At 35.7% G+C, this 19,475-nt stretch carries 17 protein-coding genes, 1 pseudogene and 1 other annotated feature; of the genes and pseudogenes, 14 read left to right on the top strand and 4 right to left on the bottom strand.

Annotation, left to right across the window (positions count from 1 at the left end):
* Positions 1-75 precede the first annotated feature (75 nt).
* A complete protein-coding gene (locus AC3WSO_RS13365) occupies positions 76-387 on the top strand; it encodes a hypothetical protein (protein WP_492531406.1) in 312 nt (103 codons plus the stop codon).
* A 132-nt stretch (positions 388-519) separates the two neighbouring features.
* Positions 520-909: a VOC family protein gene (locus tag AC3WSO_RS13360; RefSeq protein ID WP_492531405.1), complete on the top strand. Its 390-nt coding sequence runs from the start codon at positions 520-522 to the stop codon at positions 907-909.
* A gap of 723 nt (positions 910-1,632) precedes the next feature.
* On the opposite strand, the gene AC3WSO_RS13355 is transcribed toward AC3WSO_RS13360, so the two are convergent.
* The gene (locus AC3WSO_RS13355; protein WP_492531403.1) at positions 1,633-1,767 is read right to left on the bottom strand and encodes a hypothetical protein; all 135 of its coding nucleotides are present in this window, start codon (positions 1,765-1,767) and stop codon (positions 1,633-1,635) included.
* A 256-nt stretch (positions 1,768-2,023) separates the two neighbouring features.
* On the opposite strand from AC3WSO_RS13355, the pseudogene AC3WSO_RS13350 reads away from it, so the two are divergent.
* Together AC3WSO_RS13350 and AC3WSO_RS13345 are read left to right on the top strand one after the other, a co-directional pair.
* Positions 2,024-2,775 (top strand): annotated as a pseudogene (locus AC3WSO_RS13350) (CPBP family intramembrane glutamic endopeptidase).
* Between the two features lie 200 nt (positions 2,776-2,975).
* Positions 2,976-3,071: a phage terminase small subunit-related protein gene (locus tag AC3WSO_RS13345; protein ID WP_492531402.1), complete on the top strand. Its 96-nt coding sequence runs from the start codon at positions 2,976-2,978 to the stop codon at positions 3,069-3,071.
* Between the two features lie 242 nt (positions 3,072-3,313).
* Here the strand turns inward: AC3WSO_RS13345 and AC3WSO_RS13340 are convergent, their stop codons facing one another.
* Entirely contained in the window at positions 3,314-3,448 is a 135-nt protein-coding gene (locus AC3WSO_RS13340; RefSeq protein ID WP_492531401.1) for a hypothetical protein, read from the bottom strand.
* 116 nt (positions 3,449-3,564) lie between these two features.
* Between AC3WSO_RS13340 and AC3WSO_RS13335 the strand changes: the two genes are divergently transcribed.
* The 5 genes from AC3WSO_RS13335 to AC3WSO_RS13315 all read left to right on the top strand — a co-directional run bounded on the left by AC3WSO_RS13335 (position 3,565) and on the right by AC3WSO_RS13315 (position 10,444).
* Positions 3,565-4,086: a hypothetical protein gene (locus tag AC3WSO_RS13335; RefSeq protein ID WP_492531400.1), complete on the top strand. Its 522-nt coding sequence runs from the start codon at positions 3,565-3,567 to the stop codon at positions 4,084-4,086.
* Between the two features lie 84 nt (positions 4,087-4,170).
* The gene (locus AC3WSO_RS13330) at positions 4,171-4,458 is read left to right on the top strand and encodes a phage terminase small subunit-related protein (RefSeq protein WP_492531399.1); all 288 of its coding nucleotides are present in this window, start codon (positions 4,171-4,173) and stop codon (positions 4,456-4,458) included.
* A gap of 89 nt (positions 4,459-4,547) precedes the next feature.
* Positions 4,548-6,683 carry an MMPL family transporter gene (locus tag AC3WSO_RS13325; protein WP_492534352.1) on the top strand — a complete coding sequence of 712 codons (2,136 nt, stop codon included), beginning with the start codon at positions 4,548-4,550 and terminating at the stop codon, positions 6,681-6,683.
* 659 nt (positions 6,684-7,342) lie between these two features.
* Entirely contained in the window at positions 7,343-10,048 is a 2,706-nt protein-coding gene (gene acnA / locus AC3WSO_RS13320) for an aconitate hydratase AcnA (protein WP_492531398.1), read from the top strand.
* A 36-nt stretch (positions 10,049-10,084) separates the two neighbouring features.
* Complete coding sequence (locus AC3WSO_RS13315) at positions 10,085-10,444, top strand: hypothetical protein (protein ID WP_492531397.1); 360 nt, start codon at positions 10,085-10,087, stop codon at positions 10,442-10,444.
* 461 nt (positions 10,445-10,905) lie between these two features.
* On the opposite strand, the gene AC3WSO_RS13310 is transcribed toward AC3WSO_RS13315, so the two are convergent.
* On the bottom strand, positions 10,906-12,045 hold the full coding sequence (locus tag AC3WSO_RS13310; protein WP_492531396.1) for an MFS transporter: 1,140 nt from the start codon (positions 12,043-12,045) through the stop codon (positions 10,906-10,908).
* A gap of 156 nt (positions 12,046-12,201) precedes the next feature.
* Between AC3WSO_RS13310 and AC3WSO_RS13305 the strand changes: the two genes are divergently transcribed.
* Positions 12,202-13,053 (top strand): LysR family transcriptional regulator, encoded by an 852-nt coding sequence (locus AC3WSO_RS13305; protein ID WP_492531394.1) that lies wholly within the window; start codon positions 12,202-12,204, stop codon positions 13,051-13,053.
* A gap of 48 nt (positions 13,054-13,101) precedes the next feature.
* On the opposite strand, the gene AC3WSO_RS13300 is transcribed toward AC3WSO_RS13305, so the two are convergent.
* A complete protein-coding gene (locus AC3WSO_RS13300; RefSeq protein WP_492531392.1) occupies positions 13,102-13,686 on the bottom strand; it encodes a DJ-1/PfpI family protein in 585 nt (194 codons plus the stop codon).
* A 140-nt stretch (positions 13,687-13,826) separates the two neighbouring features.
* Between AC3WSO_RS13300 and AC3WSO_RS13295 the strand changes: the two genes are divergently transcribed.
* The 4 genes from AC3WSO_RS13295 (at position 13,827) to ileS (ending at position 19,441) form a co-directional block, all read left to right on the top strand.
* Complete coding sequence (locus AC3WSO_RS13295; RefSeq protein WP_492531390.1) at positions 13,827-14,270, top strand: Lrp/AsnC family transcriptional regulator; 444 nt, start codon at positions 13,827-13,829, stop codon at positions 14,268-14,270.
* Positions 14,271-14,451: 181 nt separating this feature from the next.
* On the top strand, positions 14,452-15,096 hold the full coding sequence (locus AC3WSO_RS13290) for a hypothetical protein (protein ID WP_492531389.1): 645 nt from the start codon (positions 14,452-14,454) through the stop codon (positions 15,094-15,096).
* A 29-nt stretch (positions 15,097-15,125) separates the two neighbouring features.
* The gene (locus AC3WSO_RS13285) at positions 15,126-15,971 is read left to right on the top strand and encodes a DUF2785 domain-containing protein (RefSeq protein WP_492531387.1); all 846 of its coding nucleotides are present in this window, start codon (positions 15,126-15,128) and stop codon (positions 15,969-15,971) included.
* 81 nt (positions 15,972-16,052) lie between these two features.
* Positions 16,053-16,292 (top strand) — a binding site (T-box leader).
* Between the two features lie 59 nt (positions 16,293-16,351).
* Complete coding sequence (gene ileS / locus AC3WSO_RS13280) at positions 16,352-19,441, top strand: isoleucine--tRNA ligase (protein ID WP_492531386.1); 3,090 nt, start codon at positions 16,352-16,354, stop codon at positions 19,439-19,441.
* Positions 19,442-19,475 lie beyond the last annotated feature (34 nt).

The raw sequence follows: 19,475 nt of genomic DNA, 5'->3' as shown, positions 1-19,475 counted from the left end.
GTAATTCAGCTTTTAATATACGATTCCTTTCTAATATTGCATCTTAGAAACCAGGAAGCAAGACAGCCAGTAGTTATGACCGATAATAATAGTTACATCCGGGCAAAAACAGCAATGTACGGTATTGAGGCAGCATTGTCGAAAGCTAGTGGTAGAACTAGTGATCCGGTATATACAGAAGTACAGCGTCGTGTATATTCGCTAAATTACAGAATTAAGGAATATGAGCATAAGATTGCAGAGGTGCAAAAACGCATTCTTTATGTTATAGGCGATAGAGAGATTGAGGTTCTTCATAGACTTCTAGATGGTGATAGTATGCGGGCGATTGCTAAACATATGAAATTATCCAGTACGACAATCTTTAGAGCCAGAAACAACTATTGAAACAAATGATGAAGTAACCAAGAAATTCTTTTTAGATATTTTCTGAATTAATTTTCAAAATAAGAAAGGATATAATAAAAAATTATAGAATTCCACAGTGTATTAAATGCATTTTTAAAGGAGGATGTATTTGTGACTACACCTGACTACAGAACACCAATTAAAAACCGAATCGGTGGTGTGTTTATACCAGTACGAAACCTAGAGAAAGCAAAAGAATGGTACAGGAAAATACTTGGTTTGGAAAGAGGAGAAGAATATTTTGGCCATATATTCGTGGCTCCCATGGAAGGTACTGCTGGATTAATTTTAGATGCCATGCCAAAGTGGAGAAAAGAAGATGGTGATATTTCCACTTACCAAGTTCCATCAATTCAGTTTTTAACTGATGATATTCAAGCTGCTTATCAATTTATGAAAGAAAACAATGTTGAACTTGTTACAGAGATTCAGGATAATTTTTATTTTGTGTTTAAAGATCTAGATGGGAATTTATTAATGATTTGTAAAGAAGTATCTTAAAGATTGTGAACGATTGCACTTCATTAATTGGTCCTTTAATAAAAATGGAAATGTAACTTTTGGAACAAATATAACAAAAGGAACAAATGTAAAACGTGTAGCGTGTTTTGTGATAGAAAAAGTATGATGTAAACTCGGGGTAGGTCGGTGCGGTAAGGTTTTCTTCCCTTGGTATTTATGAAATCCTAAATATTGGGGAAAGATAGACCGACGACCGACCTGCGCTTTATAAACTTGTTCGAGGCAAGACATACACGGCCGGCCCATATTTTTTAAGAGATAAGGGATTAACTTACAAAGACTTAGGAAAGAGTTGGAACAAGAATATAAAAATAATAGTCTAGATCGAACAAGGAAACGTTTTAAAGATCATAAGTTATTTTCGGTGTTTTACACACCAGCAGTTCAAGATGCTTATGTTAAAATAACTGGACCGCTAAGTTACTAAAAGCTGTACGGTTTTCTTTATGATGTTGAGGATTATATGAATTATCATATGCCCTGCGAGTATAAGTAAGTAGCTGTTCTGTGTTGACTAATGATTTCTTAAGATGCTCGATTTTGAGCGTCTTTTTTATTTTACAAAGCAACTAGCATAATGGGGTTATTACAAAACAAAGAAAAGATGGAGGTGGTGTTGTATGAGATATGGCTGGACAAAGAAAAAACCACTAAAAAGTGGTTTAAAATTAGAAATAAATATTTTCTTTATCTATCAATTCTTTAATATTCGCATATCCATACCGAACCTACCTTATAACAATTGGGACCAGCTGCTGATGCAGTAGAGATTGTAGATACAGATGTTAAGCCTAAAAGTGATACAACAAAAAGAAGAATGCCTAATTTCTTTTTCATATAATCACCTCCTTATTACTTATTTATTAAACTAATTGGAAAATTATAACCAAATAAATTATAAATGTTCTTTTATAAAGCTACAAAACAAGTTAACATACTTCAGGATGTTTTTATTTTGCTTTGAACATAGCATCAAACAGTCAAAATGCTTAGCAATGATGGGAAAAGTTTGGTGTGGTTTTGAGAGTGAAATTTATAGAAAATTGTTCCAATTTATTACCTCTCGAATTATTATTGAATGGGAGGTGAAAATATGACTGATGATATTAAACGATATTTAATATATACTTTCTCTTTTTCGTGGATATTTTGGGGGATACTAATTGGTTTAGTAAAAATGAATATTACTACATTCGGTACTCCATTAGCGATGGTGTTTTTTATTTGTGGAGGTATTATGCCAGCTATCATTGGAATTAGTCTAAAGAAAATATATAGATCCAATGAGGAGTTTAGTGTTTATATCAAAAATATTGTTAACCCTAAACATCATCTTGGATGGTATATCTGATTATTGTTCTGGCTTTTATTAGTAGTTACTTGCCAACTTTATTTGGTGGAGCAACGATGCAAAAACCCTTATACATGGCAGTTCTTAGTTTCCCAATGATGATTATTGGTGGCGGAGTTGAGGAAATTGGATGGAGGGGGTTCTTGCAACCTGCACTCCAGAAAAAGTTTTCGATATTTATTAGTACCATGATTGTGAGCATAATATGGGCAGTTTGGCACCTACCTTTATGGTTCATTCCAGGCACTAACCAGTCTCAAAGAAACTTTATTTACTTTATTATCACGTTAATTGCCATATCATTCATATATTCTATAATTTATAATGCAACTAAAAGTATCTTCATGTGTATCGTTTACCATGCATTTATGAATTCTTTTTGGAGCGTATTTGTACCAAATGATAAGATTTTACCGGCTTTTTCTACTCTTATCTTTGGAATTTGTATTTTTACGGTATATAAATTAGTGATAAATAGAAAAAGTGTTTTTTAACTGGATAATAAGGATAAAAGAATGGAAATCATTTTGATTTTCCACCCATCAATTCTTACGTATCCTATTGGGAAGAAAATAGAAAACGGTATTTCAAAAACAACATCGATTTTGATGTTGTTTTTATTTTTTTAGAGCAATTAGCATAATTAGGTGATTACAAAACAAACAAAAGATAATGGAAGTGGTGTTTATGAAATATGGCTAGAGCAAGAAATCCAAAACGTAATAAAGCCAATGAATTTTATAAGGCTACAAATGGAGATATTAAATTAAAGGATATTGTGAGCATTTAGGTGTAGCAGAGGGTACAGTCAGAGGATGGAAAAATAAAGACTGATAGGATGAAGCCTTATCCCTAACACGGTAAGGCTTTTTCTTTTGCTCTGAGAACCGCTTCAAATCCCCATTATAAATTGTGTGAGGAAGCGGCTAGGTAATGTGTGACACAAATGACTATTTGAAGTGTTTTGAGAGCAAATTTGATTACATATATTTCCCCTTTATAAATGGTGGTAGACATTATTAAAAAACACAATTAGTTGTGTAACTTTTCCTTACTACAAAGTAAAATAAAAAATTTTTCCTCCACCTTCACACCTGTTTTGACATTAACATTAAAGAAAGCAAATGCTAGCAAAAATACTAATACGTATTTTAACAGGAATTTCATTTCATATCCTACTTTGTAAAATGTCGGGTTACATATTATTGAATTTGATATGAAATATATAAATCCTTTTTTGGGGGGCAAAATAATTAATAAATTAAAATAGGAGGAAATTTGAATTGAGAAAAATATATGTATTACTTTTTGTTTTTTTGTTTATTGGGAGCAGTAACCTTGTTCATGCAGAAGATAAAGCAACTAAACCAGGAGGTTCGTATGATGTTAAGAAACTTTATTTAGAAAACGGTTTTACTGAGGTTAATGAAGCAATAAAAAAAACCGAAGATTTATTAAAAAAAAATTTAGAGCTTCCAACCCGTGTTCCATCAATTACTTTTACACATATTGTGGGAAGTTTTAGCAATAAACCAGGAGTACCCAATTTAGAAATTTCTTATTTAGATGAGAATTCACCGCGTACCCGTTTTAAAATATTGGTTTCCAAAACGCCACCTTCTTCAAATATTTCTAAAAAAATACGTTTAGAGGATGGCAATGAATTACTTTATTATAATCACAGTGATTTTGATGTGTTCGTAGTTGAAAAGAAAGAACTTGGATACACTTTTATGATTGATAAAGAGAGCAGTAAAAAAATTACTATGGATGGTGTAGTTAAAATTGTTAACTCTATGGAATAAGCGGGGAAATTCTTATTTATAAAAAGTTTTAACTTTTCCATTTAGCTGATAACAGTACAAATGTGGAGGTGGTGTTAATGAAGGATGGCTAGAACCAATCGTGAAAAAGCTTATGACTATTATCGTAAGCATAAAGGTAAAGTCACGTTTAAAGCAATTGCTCCCAAATTCGGTGTTAGTGAAAGCACACTGAGGCGTTGGCGTAAAGAAGATGGTTGGGACGATGATATACCCAAAAAGAAAATATCTAGTCGTGGCAGCCCCAAGAAGCGATCACAAAAATCACAAAAAACAGTAGAATATGAATTACTACCAAGCAACGGTCTGAATGATAGACAGTCGCTTTTTTGCATGCATTATGTGCGATGTTGAAATGCTACGAAAGCCTATCAGAGAGCCTACGAGTGCGATTATCGAACCGCTCATGCGAATGCGGCCCGGCTGATGGCGAATGATGGCATATTTTATTCATTCTCCTTGTGATAGCAATTATTGCAATGAACCTGGGGTCAAATTTCTCTGAGGACATGTCTATACCTGGATCAGAATCAGAAAAAGCCCTTCACCTCATTAAAAAGGAATTTCCCACTAATACAAGTCAAGTACAGTTAGTATTTAATGCACCTGAAAATAAAACCTTAGATTCTGAAGAGATTAATAATATAATTACAGATACATTGAAAGTGATAAAAGAAAAAGATAGTCATATTGTTTCTGTAGCAAGCCCATTAGAGTTAGGGAATTTTAATAAAGATAAGAATATTGGTTATGCAATTGTTACTTATAATGTAGTAGCAGACAAGGTATCGGAAAAATCAAAGGAAAATATTATAGAAAACATCGAAAATATACGTGATGCTGGCATTCAAACAGAACTATCTGGTGATGTTTCATTTTCTGAAATGGAAATAGGAGGAATAACAGAAGTAATTGGGGTAGTTGTTGCTTTCGTTATATTGGCAATTACTTTTATTTCTTTATTAGCGGCTGGGTTGCCAATTATTACAGCGGTTATTGGACTTGCTATAGGAATTTTTTTAATTATGATTGGCACAAATTATTTGGATATTACCTCAGTTTCAATAACGTTAGCAGCAATGTTGGGACTGGCAATAGGCATTGATTATGCTCTCTTTATTATGACCCGTTTTAGACAGCAAAGGAAAGAAGGATATTCTGTCCAAGAGTCTGTAGCAATTGCAAATGGAACAGCCGGTAGTGCTGTAGTGTTTGCTGGGATAACCGTCATCGTTGCGCTCATAGGATTATCTGTTGCAAAAATACCATTTTTAACAATGATGGGTCTTTCTGCTGCCCTTTGCGTATTATTCGCAATATTTATTGCAATAATTGTAGTTCCAGCTTTTTTAGGTCTGATGGGACATAAAGTGGGGCCAGATAGAAAGAATAGTTTTATAAGCAAAATTATTAAAAGTGATAAAAAACAAACTACACCCGAAAGATGGGGAAATTTCGTAGCAAAACGCCCGTGGAAGGTGGCGATTATTGGAATTGTACTTCTATCTATAATTGCTATCCCTATCTCCCATATGGAACTCGCATTACCAGATAACGGTTCTAAAAGTGAAGAGACAACAGAAAGAAGAGCATATGATTTACTTAGCAAAGCCTATGGCCCAGGCCATCTTTCAACATTAATTGTAGCGGCTAAAACCTCAAGCGAAACAACCAATCCACAAGAAGCATTAAATGATACTATAGAAGAGTTAAGTGGGTTATCAAATGTAAAAAATGTTAGTCCAGCAATTCCTGGACCTTCAGGAGAATTGTATCTTATTTCTATAACTCCAGAGACAGGAGCAGCCGATTCAGAAACAAAAGATCTTGTAAACGATATTAGAGAAAAGGCAAAGACCTTGGAAAAATCCAATCATTTAAAATTAATGGTTACAGGTACTACGGCGGTAAACATTGATATATCACAAAAACTGAGTGATGCATTACCAATATTCGCTTTGTTAATTATTGGATTTTCATTCATCTTATTAGTACTAGTATTCAGGTCTATTCTAGTTCCATTAGAAGCAGTACTAGGATTTGTACTATCTTTAGGTGCAACATTAGGATTCACTGTATTTGTAATACAAGATGGAAATTTAATTGATTTATTTGGATTTCCTATTGCTTATCCTATATTAAGCTTCTTACCAGTCATTGTGATAGGAATTTTATTTGGGTTAGCAATGGACTATGAGGTTTTTTTAGTTAGTAGAATGCGTGAAGTATATACACATACCGGTGATGCACGTAAAGCTGTTCTAGCCGGAATGAAAGATAGTGGTGGAGTAGTAACAGCTGCAGGGTTGATTATGATTTCAGTATTTACTGGATTCATGTTAGCTCCAGATCAAATAATTAAAGCAATGGGATTTTCACTTACATTTGGCGTTATATTTGATGCTTTTGTAGTAAGAATGGCTATTGTACCAGCAATAATGATCTTAATGGGAAAAGCTTCTTGGTACTTGCCAAAGTGGTTAGATAAATTACTACCAAATTTAGATATTGAGGGAGAATCATTTATGAAAGAAATAGAAAGAAAAAGGAGAAAGGTGTTAAGTTCGAATAATGCATAATGTTTTTAATTAATGGGTCTGCTTATTTTTTATAAAAAAGTTCATCAGTCGGATGTTTTGGATCAATTCTTTTTCAAAGCAACCTCTTTATGTTTGTTCATTTTTCAGGATTGTTAAGAACAGTATCGTTTAAAGGATTTTCTTTTGATAAAGAACCTGAGGAATGTATATCTATTATTAATAGTACATGAAAAGTCACTCATTTTTTATTTATAAAATTTTATTTATAAAATGAGTGACTTTTTAAAATTTTTTTAATATGATTAAAAATACAAGTTGTTGTAAATTATTGTCTTTTTTAAGAGTTCTACTTAAAACATACCTGTCCGAACGATTGTTATAAATTATTCAATATTATAGGTGAGGTACCATTTTAAAAAAAACTACGAGTGCCCCAGAAAGTGCCCCAGTTAAATACATTTAAATACGCTTAAATAGAAGGGTATAAAAACCTCTGATTTGCAAAACCTTGATGTTATGCATCCTTAAAAATTAAATACATTTGGATAGAAACCAATGTCATAAGGATTACTTATTGAAAAAGATAATATTAATGTAATTTACTTATGAATATAAATGAGCTATCATGGGTATTGGAGAAAAGATGCTTTAACAATTTATATAGGCCTTTTCAAAAAGATATTTAGGGGGATCCGCAAATGGCACAAGGTAATTTACACAACAGCCGCGCATCATTCGAAGTTAATGGTAAAACTTATAATTACTATGACTTAGCTGCGATTGAAAAAGCTGGCGTTGCAAAAGTTTCAAACCTTCCTTACTCAATCAAAGTATTATTAGAATCAGTTTTACGTCAATATGATGCATATGTTATCAACGAAGAGCACGTAAACGAATTAGCAAAATGGGGTAACGGCGCAAATCCAGAAGCTGAAGTTCCATTCAAACCTTCTCGCGTAGTATTACAAGACTTCACTGGTGTACCAGTAGTAGTTGACCTTGCTTCTCTACGTTCTGCAATGAAAGAAATGGGTGGCGACCCAAGCAAAATCAACCCTGCTATTCCAGTTGACCTTGTAATTGACCACTCAGTACAAGTTGACAAATACGGTAATGCATCTGCATTAGCAGCAAACATGGACCTAGAATTCGAACGTAACGCTGAGCGTTATAACTTCTTAAAATGGGCTCAAACTGCTTATGATAACTTCCGTGCTGTACCACCAGCAACTGGTATCGTTCACCAAGTAAACTTAGAGTATTTAGCTCCAGTTGTACACGTAAACGAAAATGCTGACGGTACTTTCGAAACATTCCCTGACTCAGTAGTAGGTACTGACTCACATACAACAATGATCAACGGTATCGGCGTTCTTGGATGGGGTGTTGGTGGTATCGAAGCTGAAGCAGGTATGCTTGGTCAACCTTCATACTTCCCAATTCCAGAAGTTATCGGTGTTAAATTAGTTGGCGATCTTCCAAACGGAACTACTGCTACTGACTTAGCATTAAAAGTAACTCAAGTATTACGTCAACGTGGAGTAGTTGGTAAATTCGTTGAGTTCTTCGGACCTGGCGTAACTAAATTACCACTAGCTGACCGTGCGACAATCTCTAACATGGCTCCTGAATATGGTGCTACATGTGGTTTCTTCGCAATTGACGAAGAGTCATTAAATTACATGCGTTTAACAGGTCGTGACGAAGAGCACATCGCGGTTGTAGAATCTTACTTAAAGTCTAACCACATGTTCTTCGATCCAACATTAGAGCCAGTTTACACTGACGTATTAGAAGTAAACTTAGCTGAAATCGAACCAAACCTTTCTGGTCCAAAACGTCCACAAGACTTAATTCCACTATCTCAAATGCGTTCTCGTTACAAAGAAGCAGTAGTGGCACCACAAGGTACACAAGGTTTCGGTTTAACTGAAGATGAATTCTCAAAAACTTCTGTAGCTAAATTTGCTGAAGGTGATGTAGAAATCCCAACAGGTGCTGTAGCAATCGCTGCAATCACTTCTTGTACAAATACATCTAACCCATATGTATTAATCGCTGCGGGCTTAGTTGCGAAAAAAGCTGTAGAAAAAGGTCTAACAGTGCCTAAATGGGTAAAAACTTCTTTAGCACCAGGTTCTAAAGTAGTAACTGGTTACCTTGAAGATTCAGGTTTACAAACTTACCTTGACCAAATCGGTTTCAACACTGTAGGTTACGGTTGTACAACATGTATCGGTAACTCAGGTCCATTACTTCCTGAAATCGAAGACGCTATCAAAGAGAACGACCTATTCGTAACTTCAGTTCTTTCTGGTAACCGTAACTTCGAAGGCCGTGTACACCCACTTGTAAAAGCTAACTACTTAGCTTCACCACCACTTGTTGTTGCTTATGCACTTGCTGGTACTGTGGATGTTGACCTACAAAAAGATTCATTCGGTAAAGACAAAGATGGCAACGATGTATTCTTCGCTGATATCTGGCCTTCAACTGAAGAAGTTAACGCAGTATTAGGTACTGTAGTTAACCGTGAATTATTCCAAAAAGAATACGAAACTGTATTCACAGCGAACGAAAAATGGAATGCAATTGAAACATCAACTGAGTCTCTATACACATTTGATGACAAATCAACTTACATCCAAAACCCACCATTCTTCCAAGGTCTTGCAAAAGATCCAGAAGCTATTAAAGGCTTAGAAGGCTTACGCGTAATGGCGAAGTTCGGTGACTCAATTACAACTGACCATATTTCTCCAGCTGGTGCAATCGGTAAAGATACACCTGCAGGTAAATATTTAATCGAAAACGGTGTTGCAATCCGTGACTTCAACTCATACGGTTCTCGTCGTGGTAACCACGAAGTTATGATGCGTGGTACATTTGCAAACATCCGTATCCGTAACCAAGTTGCTCCTGGTACAGAAGGTGGATTCACTACTTACTGGCCAACAGGTGAAGTAGAGTACATCTATGACGCATGTATGAAATACCAAGCGCAAGGTACTGGCTTAGTAGTACTTGCTGGTAACGACTACGGTATGGGTTCTTCTCGTGACTGGGCTGCTAAAGGTACTAACTTACTTGGTATCAAAACAGTTATCGCACAATCTTACGAGCGTATCCACCGTTCTAACCTAGTAATGATGGGTGTTCTTCCACTTCAATTCATGCCAGGTGAATCAGCTGATACTTTAGGCTTAACTGGTAAAGAAGAAATCTCTGTTAACATTACTGACAACGTAAAACCACGTGAAATCTTAACAGTAACTGCTAAATCTGAAGACGGTTCAGTTAAAACTTTCCAAGCTTTAGCTCGTTTCGACTCAGAAGTAGAAGTAGACTACTACCGTCACGGTGGTATCCTACAAATGGTTCTTCGCGCAAAAGCTGCTCAATAATCATTTAAAAAAACCGATCTCTTAGGAGGTCGGTTTTTGTCTATACATAGAAAAACTGAACTTATCATAGAAGAGTATTCTGAAGACGGAAGAGTGATGTTATCATGGGCGAATGAACAACAGGATGAAAGTATGACTGTTCTGATTGATTATTATAGTGGACCGAATTTTGATTTGGATGAACTTCGCCAAATGCCTACAGTACCAGCTATTTCTTTGGAAAAAGCGTATCGTCGATTTCTAGAAAATATCGATTTTCAATTGGTTTGGGACAAAAATTACGATAACGAAATTGAGTCTTATCAACTTATCTATCAGGCGTGTGATCGACAAACTAAGTTACCTATCCGGTATATTGACGCGACTACTGGCGAAATTATTGTGAGTAATGTTTAATGAATTGTTTTTTTATGGAAGCAAAGCGACAGTACAGAAGTTTCCAATCACTATAGGTGGTGCGATGAATGCGGATTAAAGTTATTGTTCGCATCCGTAACGCTAGTCAGTTGCACTTGGTAAACAACCGATTTTCTGGGAAGTCGGTTATTTTTATTTGCTTCTTTCAAAATGAAAGGGTCGGTCTAGAAATTAATCAAAATCGTGGATAGAACTGCCGAAATCGTGGATAGAAACGTCAAAGTCGTGGATAGAACTGCCGAAATGATGGATAGAAACGTCAAAATGACGGATAGAAAGCAGGGCGACGGAAACAACTTTCAAAACGAGAGATTGCTCCGATTGAATGAAGAATAATCCTTATGAAATGACGGATATCTCAACAAAAATGAAACATAAAACCTAAAAGTTGCGACTCTAACCATCAATTAGACGGTTAGAGCCGCAATTTTCAAATCAGTTTATCCGCTAAAGTTCTTCATACTATAAAACTGTAAAAAAATCGCGAATGACATAGAAATTACTGCAAAATAAATCAATGTTATTGTTCCCAACTGTAAAGACAATACGACCCCGCCTAAGCTTGCGCCTATTGCACTGCCTAAATAATTTACAGAACTGTTTAATGCCACTGCCGAACTTCCGTTATTCGGCTGTTGTAAGAGTAAAATATGTTGTTGAGGAGCCTGGCATGCCCAACCCATTGATCCCCAGACAAAGAACGGTAAGTATTTTAAAACAGGGAAGTTAAGCAATAAGGGTATACTAATAATCGATAACGTTAAAGTAAATAAAATGATTGTAACTAAAGTTCTTGGTTTTCCGAAGTAGTCGATTAAGTAACCAATCAATATACTTCCAACCAAGCCACCGAATCCCCATGCCCATAGGTACATTGTTATATTACTCGAGCTTGTCATTTCTTTTAAAAGGGGAGAGAGATATGTGTACAATCCAAGACTAGCAACACTGGCGAAAAAAGTTATACATACAGTTATAGTTACTCTTTTATCCAGGAACATTTTTAAACGTTCGTTCAGTGCAGGGGGAGGTGTTGTTGGGAAATCGGGCAGAAAAATATGCATACATAAAATAGAAATGACACCGATTGTCACTAATAGCCAAAGTGTTACTTTCCAATCAAATAAGTTCGATATATAAATACCTAAAGGAACGCCCAACACTGTTCCCATACTCATTCCTCCTATAGTCAACCCTAGAGCTCTTCCTTTCTTTTCACTAGAAACGAATTTTGTAGAAGCTGCTATAGCTAAAGGTGAAAATAAACCAGCCCCAGTCCCCGCAATTGCTCTCGAAAGTAGAAGAATAGAAAAGGCCGGAGCTAAAGCTGTAACGCTATTTGCTATTGTAAAGAGTAGCATTGACCATATTAAGATTTTTTTAATAGGTTTTCCAGCAAGTAAAGAAGAAAAGAACGGCGCGGATATTGCGTAAAATAAAGTAAAAATGCTCACTGCCTGACCAACTTGTGATGTGCTTTTTTGATACGTATCGCTAATTCCAGGGAGAAGTCCTGCGATTACATAAGCATCAAAACCCAAGGCAAACATGCCAAAGGCTACTAATAAAACATTTTTCATATTTTGAACCTCCATAAATTAAAGATGCTAACCTATAACGTTATGTTATAATCGAAGCACCTTCTATATTTAATAGGTTACTAAAAAACCTCAGATATGGAACAATCACTATTTTATAAGGATATAACAAATCGTTATAGGGTATGGAGGGATACAATGAATGTAGAATGGTTACACAGTTTTATTGCTGCTGCCAATCAAAAAAGTTTTTCTAAAGCTGCTCAAATTATGAATCTTTCCCAACCTGCACTAAGTAAACATATACGAAACTTAGAGAATATTCTTGGCATCGAATTATTTCATAGGACTTCCATTGGTATCGAATTAACCGAAGCTGGCGATCGTTTCTACACTCGAATAACACCAGTTTTAACTGAATTAACAGCCATTCGTGAAGAATTGCAGCAATTTAATCAAAGCAATCCTATTGCCATCGGTGGTCTGCCTAGCTTAGCCACTTACTATTTGCCAAACAAAATGAATGAACTTAAGCAACTTGGTCGACCTATAACATTAATGATTCAAAATACTTCAAATGAACTGTTACAATCTTTAGAAAAAGGGAGACTTGATGCAGTCTTTGTGGATGCAAAATATTCAAAGGAATCTTTATGGAATTGGGAGCTGTTTTCGGAACCTTATTATGCCGTGTTTCCTTTGAATCATCGTTTTAATTCAAGAATAGCAGTTGAACTTGAAGAACTGTGTGAGGAGCCGCTTATTGTTCATCAAGCTCCTTGTGATTCAAGGAAGGATATAGTAGAACAATTACAATCACTTGGCTACACGCCGAATATCATTAGTGAAGTGAACTTTGGGGATTTTGTCTTTGGCGCAGTAACTTCTGGAATGGGGATTACGATTGTACCAGAATTAATGGCTAAAAATATCGGCCATCTTCAACTTTTTACCGTACCGATTAATAATTTTGGAAGATCTAGAACGATTTCATTGGTTACAAAACATAAAGAATTAGGTTCGAAATTATATCAGTTAATATCAAATTAAATGAAATGAAGCTGTCTCCAAGTGTTTAGTGGAGACAGCTTCATTAAATTAATTAAACCCCATTAAATCCTTTACTTTTTTTGTATTTTCCACAGATGTCAGCATTTCTAATAAGTTAAATGCAACATCGAATGCAGTGCCGGGATTGGAGGATGTAATAATATGTCCAGTTCGAACAATTCGTTCGTTGACGATGTCTGCACCATACGATTGTAGCTGTGCTATTCGTTTACTTGTTGGGTGATTATAAGTTGTAGCTTTTCGATTATGCAGCACTCCACTATGACCTAAAATGAGGGAAGCTACACAAATCGTCGCAATCGGTTTTTTGTGTTCATCGAAATGACGAACAAACGTCTGGAACTCCTCGCTAAAAGCATCTTCATAAAATCCAGCCTCTTCAAAGCCTCCAGGAATCGCAAGTGCATCAAAATCCTCTAATGATATTTCATGTAGCAACTTTTCCGGAGCTACGTTAAAATTCCATGTACATTGCAGTTGCTGATGTAATCCTACAGTCACGACCTCTGTTGTACCGTCACCCTCCCATTTATTCCAGCCAAGTACATCTGTAAAAACACTTGCTTCAACAGCCTCAAAACCATTTGCTAATAGTAATAATATTTTTTTCATATTGTAATGCCTCCTTTATACGTTTAATTGTAATGAATAATACTATTCAATGACAGAATCTGTATAATGTAATTTAGAAGATTTGCTTTATAATGAAAGGAATTTCGTTAAATCTAGTTTATAAAAAAAGGTGGATACTTATGGATCAAATAGATCGTGAAATTTTACAGCAATTACAACAAAATGCAAAAATGTCGATGAAAGAATTAGCGGCTACGGTTCATTTATCTTCTCCAGCTGTTATTGAACGTGTAAGAAAATTGGAAGAGCAGGGGATTATTGAAGGTTACGGTGCTGGGGTTAATTTAAAAAAGATCAATCGCGACATTCAAGCCATTATTTTATTTAAATCCATTGATTGTAAAAGTCTTTCGGATTTTTGTAACGCACATCCTGATGTCCTTGAATGCTATCGTGTAGCGGGTGAAATCAGTTACATTGTAAAAATTGCAACCAATTCAGTAGAAACATTAGAGCAGTTTATTGACGACGCAATGCCTTATGGAACGCCTTCAACAAATATTGTGCTTTCTTCAACAAAAAAAGCAGTCATTGCGCCTTTTTCTGATGAAAATTTAGACTAATGTTCTTACAACAATATCGATTACAGATTTAGAAAAGATGATTCTAAAACAAGAAGGCTAGACATTCAAAAATTTAAGAATGTCTAGCTTTTTATTAGCTGTTTTTTATATTTGGAATAAGGTACAATTATTGTAAGTATTTGAATTCTCAAAAAATAGGTACAGGGAAGTGAATAAATCATTGATAATTGCAATAATGGACAATGCGTTAGCATTTATTCTATCTTCACCACTTATACTTATCTATTTTAAAAGCCTTTATCAGGAAAATTTAGCTTGGCGTTGGACTTTACCCATTTGGTTTTTAAACCACAATATGATTAGATATTTTGTGTCTTTTGGTGATATCTTTGGAGTGGTGTTAATGTGGCAATTTCTTTTTATTTGGCCAATTTGTATAGGTATATATTATTATTTATACAAAATGGAATATAAACGGGAATTTTATATAGGGTTAAAGAAAAAGCATAGCATTTTATTGGGAAGCTTAACCGTTTTATGCATTAGTTCACTAGTGATTTGTATGTATGATACAAACAAAAAAGTAATTGCCTTTCATGAACAAGTAATGAAAGAATTTGAAGATAGCTCTGACCGTCCGCAATATTTGATACAAAATAGTGTTACGCCATCTACGCTGCTTTCTTTGTCCGAGCAAATTAATGAGGTCAGAAATGGAAAGGTGCGTGCGGCAACCTTCCCTTGGAAAAGCAAGGTGATTGTTGTAATGGACAACGACCAGAAGGAGTTTACTTACGTACGGTTTAATAAGGGATGGAAGCTTGACGGCATTTATCATGAAAGTAGTTATGATTATTCAGAATAAAAAAACCGAAAAGGAGAGCAACAGTGCGTATGTTAAAAAATGAAACCTTATTAAAGGAAAACGACTTAAAAGAAATTCTCAGAGAATTAAATAGTGGAGGTAGAAGCTGGCAGCAAGAGGACCAAACGCAACTCATACAATCAATGATGATACATATTGGCTCATTAGATAGTGAACTACGAGATAACTTAATTTATGGATCGTTTTATGAATTGATCCGTGAAAAAGACTTTCTAGAGCATTCTCTTTTAACGGAGCTTTTAGAGGAATGTTTGAATAATTTATTATGTAAGGGTATTGAAGAAGGCGAATCAGATTTAGTTTTTACCCGTACATTTACGTCGCTATTGATTGCGCTAATATTATTTAGAGATAACGCAGACGATTTTTTATCCCAACAGAGAATCGCTGATTGTAAAGATAAAGTACTAGCTTATTTAGCAGCAGAGAAGGATGTAAGGGGTTACGTGCCGGTGAAAGGGTGGGCTCATAGTGTTGCCCATATGGCTGATGCAATCGATGAATTGGTGAAAAATCCAAAATTAGATAAAGCTACTTATATTGAAATTGTAAACGCCTTATGGAACGCCATTTTGCAAGAAAATTATGCTTTCATTCATAATGAAGATGAACGGATTTTAGTCCCTATTTTCACTATGCTTGAGCAAGGTCTAGAGGAGCAAGAGATCATTAAGTTGCTGCAACAATTACCTGCTATTTTAAAAGTAAAAAAAGATCAGCTCGATGTACAGCATCACAGAATTTTAGTTTTTAACTGTAAATCCTTTGTGAAAAGCTTTTATATTAAAACAAATGGAAAGCCTAAGTTCGCAGCTCTTCATAATAGCATCCAAGCATGTCTTGATGAATTATAGGGAAATTACTACCAATAGTAGTGCTTTGAAATTATTGACAGACGAAAAATAGTCTGTTACGATGAGTGACAATAAAAGCATACAAATTCGTTGATGAGAAAGAGTAGTGTTTCATTTTGTTCTACAGAGAGCCGACATATTGGTGGAAGTCGGTGTACAGGTGATACATGAAGATCCTCTCTGAGAAGATTAGCTGAACATAGTAAGCTGATCCGGGTGTCTACCGTTAAAAAGAACACGTATGATTGTACGTTGCTGAGTGCTATTGAACGTTGCTTCAATAGAATTAGGGTGGTATTCGCGGTTAACCCCGTCCCTTACTTGGGACGGGGTTTTTTGTATGCCTTTTATACAAAATTAATTGTATAGGAGGAACTAATATGCAAGCAGAACAAAAGAAGGAAACTACAGTTGAACGAGAAACACGGATCCGAACATTGTGGGAGCAAGAAGGCACGTTTGCAACATCCGTGACAAATCGTGTTGGACAGCAGCCTTTTGTTTTTTATGAAGGACCGCCAACAGCAAATGGATTACCACACGTAGGTCACGCGTTTGGTAGAACGATTAAAGATGTAGTAGCTCGTTATAAAACGATGCAAGGCTATTTAGTTGAACGTAAAGCTGGTTGGGATACACATGGTTTGCCTGTAGAGTTAGGCGTGGAAAAAAAGCTAGGCATCTCTGGCAAGCAAGAAATTGAGGAATATGGTGTTGAGGAATTTATTCAAGAGTGTAAGGGAAGTGTCTTTACTTATGAGAAGAAGTGGCGCTCCTTTACAGAGCAGCTCGGTTATTGGATTGATATGGATGACCCTTATTTAACGCTAAGTAATGATTACATTGAGTCCGTTTGGAATATTTTAAGCCATGTGCATAAGGAAAAACTTTTATATAGGGGGCATCGTGTTTCGCCATATTGCCCTAGCTGTCAAACATCATTAAGCTCTCATGAGGTTGCGCAAGGCTATAAGGATGTCAAAGATTTATCTGTAACGGCAATGTTTAAGTTGAATGACAAAGATGAGTATTTTCTTGGCTGGACAACGACACCATGGACATTACCTGCTAATGTTGCCTTAGCGATGAATCAAAAGCTCGTGTATGTTCGAGTGAAGCAACACGATAAAGTATATATCTTGGCAAAATCATTAGTGGAAAAGGTTTTTACTGAACCAGTTGAAATATTAAGTGAGCATAATGGGCATGAATTTGAAGGTGTATCGTACACTCCTCCTTTTTCATACGTAACTGTTGATAAAGGTCATGTCGTTGTGCTGGCCGATTATGTCACAGAGAATAGTGGAACAGGAATTGTTCATATCGCGCCTGCTTATGGGGAGGACGATTATAAAACGGTTCAGCAAAATGGGTTATCATTTATCAATGTTGTTGATTTGAAAGGCTGTTATACAGAAGATGTGCAAGAGCTTGTCGGTAAATTTGTCAAAGATTGTGATGTCGACATTATAAAAATGCTCGCTAAAGATGAGCTATTATTTGATAAGGAAAAATATGAGCATAGCTATCCTCATTGCTGGCGCTGTGACTCACCTTTGCTTTACTATGCAACTGATAGTTGGTTTATCAACATGTCTACATTGAAAGATAAGCTTTTACAAAATAATGAACAAGTAACTTGGTATCCCGATCATATTAAACACGGTAGATTTGGAAACTTTTTAGAAAACTTAGTGGACTGGAATATTAGCCGAAATCGTTATTGGGGAACGCCACTCAATGTATGGGTTTGTAAGGATTGTGGTCATGAAGAGGCGCCAAATAGTATTGCTGCCTTAAAAGTGTTATCGAAGAGTACTTTACAAGACGTAGAGCTTCATAAGCCGTATATTGATGAAGTTGTGTGTACTTGTCCAACATGTAATGGCGACATGGAACGCACACCTGAAGTGATTGATGTATGGTTTGATAGTGGTTCGATGCCATTTGCTCAGCATCATTATCCATTTGGAAACCCCGATACGTTTAACAATCAATTTCCAGCAGATGTTGTCATTGAAGGTATCGACCAGACGCGTGGCTTTTTCTATAGTTTATTAGCCGTATCCACTTTATTTACAGGTAAAGCACCTTATAAAAATGTACTTTCTTTAGGGCATGTTTTAGATGAGCATGGACAGAAGATGTCGAAAAGTAAAGGCAATGCATTAGAGCCAGTTGAGCTAATTCAGCAGTACGGAGCAGACGCATTACGATGGGCGTTTTTAGTGGACAGTTCTCCTTGGAACCCTAAACGCTTTTCAAAGAAAATTGTGATGGATGCAAAATCAAAACTAGTCGATACACTAGATAATACGTTCAAATTTTATAAGCTGTATGCAGAAATAGATGGCTTCCAATACGATGCCAATAATACAGGTTCTCGTACAAAATTAGATCATTGGATACTATCTAGATTACATCATACGATTCAGCTAGTGACAAAATCGATGGACGATTATCAATTTACACAAGCAACTCGTGAAATCGGTAAGCTTGTGGAGGAGCTAAGTAACTGGTATATCCGTCGCTCACGAGCAAGATTTTGGGCTAACGGATTGTCAAAGGATAAACGAGGTGCCTACAGTACACTGTATGAGTTACTCACGACGATTTGTCAATTACTAGCACCTTTCACGCCATTTATCGCAGAAGATTTAAATCGACAATTATGCGGAAAAAGCGTTCATTTGCAAGACTACCCAACATTCAATGAAGCGCTCGTGAATACAAAGCTTGAAAATGAGATGTCGAATATTTTAACAATAGTAGAACTTGGCCGTAGCATCCGTAATAGTCAAAGCATCAAAGTGAAGCAACCTTTAAGTGAAATGATTGTCTCGGTTGACGGTGAGCTAATGGATTATCAGCCATATAGCGAGCTCGTGAAAGATGAATTAAACATAAAAGAATGCCTGTGGACAAATGATTTCTCTGCATATGAAACGGTTCATTATAAGCTTAATTTTAAAACGGCAGGTGCAGTATTTGGAGCAAAAGTAAACAGTGTAAAAGAGTACGTAGTAAATTTAAGTGATGAGGAGAAAAATTTATTACAACAAACAGGTTCAGTTGCATTAACGATTGATGGAGAACAACTAACATTGCTAAAAGCTCACGTATTAACTGAATCTGTTGTAAAGGACCAATACATCTTAGCCGAAGAAGCTTCTTGTCGAGTCCTTTTGAATGTTCAGCTGACAACTAGCTTACTTGAGGAAGGGCAAATTAGGGAACTTATTCGCACAATCCAAGATACACGAAAAAAATGGCAACTTCCTGTTGAGCAATATATATCGATTGCGGTTGCTGGAAGTGCCAAAGCAAAAACGATTATCCAGCAGCACGAAGCATTATTAAAGACAAATGTGTTGTTACATGATATCCATTATGTAAGTGCCGATCATAATGAACGAAATATAGAGACAGTAATGTTTGATGAAAAAGTTTCTATTTATTTTAAATTGTAAAATCTGCATTGATCGGGTAGATAGAGTAAGTGAT

The organism is Lysinibacillus sp. EB106-09-02-XG168, assembly GCF_058791475.1.
This window is presented reverse-complemented; position numbering and strand designations above follow the sequence as displayed.

Coding starts and splice junctions, on each gene's coding strand:
- AC3WSO_RS13285 (WP_492531387.1), top strand. CDS start 15,126: ATGTTAAAAAATGAAACCTTATTAAAGGAAAACGACTTAAAAGAAATT.
- ileS (WP_492531386.1), top strand. CDS start 16,352: ATGCAAGCAGAACAAAAGAAGGAAACTACAGTTGAACGAGAAACACGG.
- AC3WSO_RS13365 (WP_492531406.1), top strand. CDS start 76: ATGACCGATAATAATAGTTACATCCGGGCAAAAACAGCAATGTACGGT.
- AC3WSO_RS13340 (WP_492531401.1), bottom strand. CDS start 3,448: ATGAAATTCCTGTTAAAATACGTATTAGTATTTTTGCTAGCATTTGCT.
- acnA (WP_492531398.1), top strand. CDS start 7,343: ATGGCACAAGGTAATTTACACAACAGCCGCGCATCATTCGAAGTTAAT.
- AC3WSO_RS13355 (WP_492531403.1), bottom strand. CDS start 1,767: ATGAAAAAGAAATTAGGCATTCTTCTTTTTGTTGTATCACTTTTAGGC.
- AC3WSO_RS13330 (WP_492531399.1), top strand. CDS start 4,171: ATGGCTAGAACCAATCGTGAAAAAGCTTATGACTATTATCGTAAGCAT.
- AC3WSO_RS13345 (WP_492531402.1), top strand. CDS start 2,976: ATGGCTAGAGCAAGAAATCCAAAACGTAATAAAGCCAATGAATTTTAT.
- AC3WSO_RS13305 (WP_492531394.1), top strand. CDS start 12,202: ATGAATGTAGAATGGTTACACAGTTTTATTGCTGCTGCCAATCAAAAA.
- AC3WSO_RS13295 (WP_492531390.1), top strand. CDS start 13,827: ATGGATCAAATAGATCGTGAAATTTTACAGCAATTACAACAAAATGCA.
- AC3WSO_RS13310 (WP_492531396.1), bottom strand. CDS start 12,045: ATGAAAAATGTTTTATTAGTAGCCTTTGGCATGTTTGCCTTGGGTTTT.
- AC3WSO_RS13300 (WP_492531392.1), bottom strand. CDS start 13,686: ATGAAAAAAATATTATTACTATTAGCAAATGGTTTTGAGGCTGTTGAA.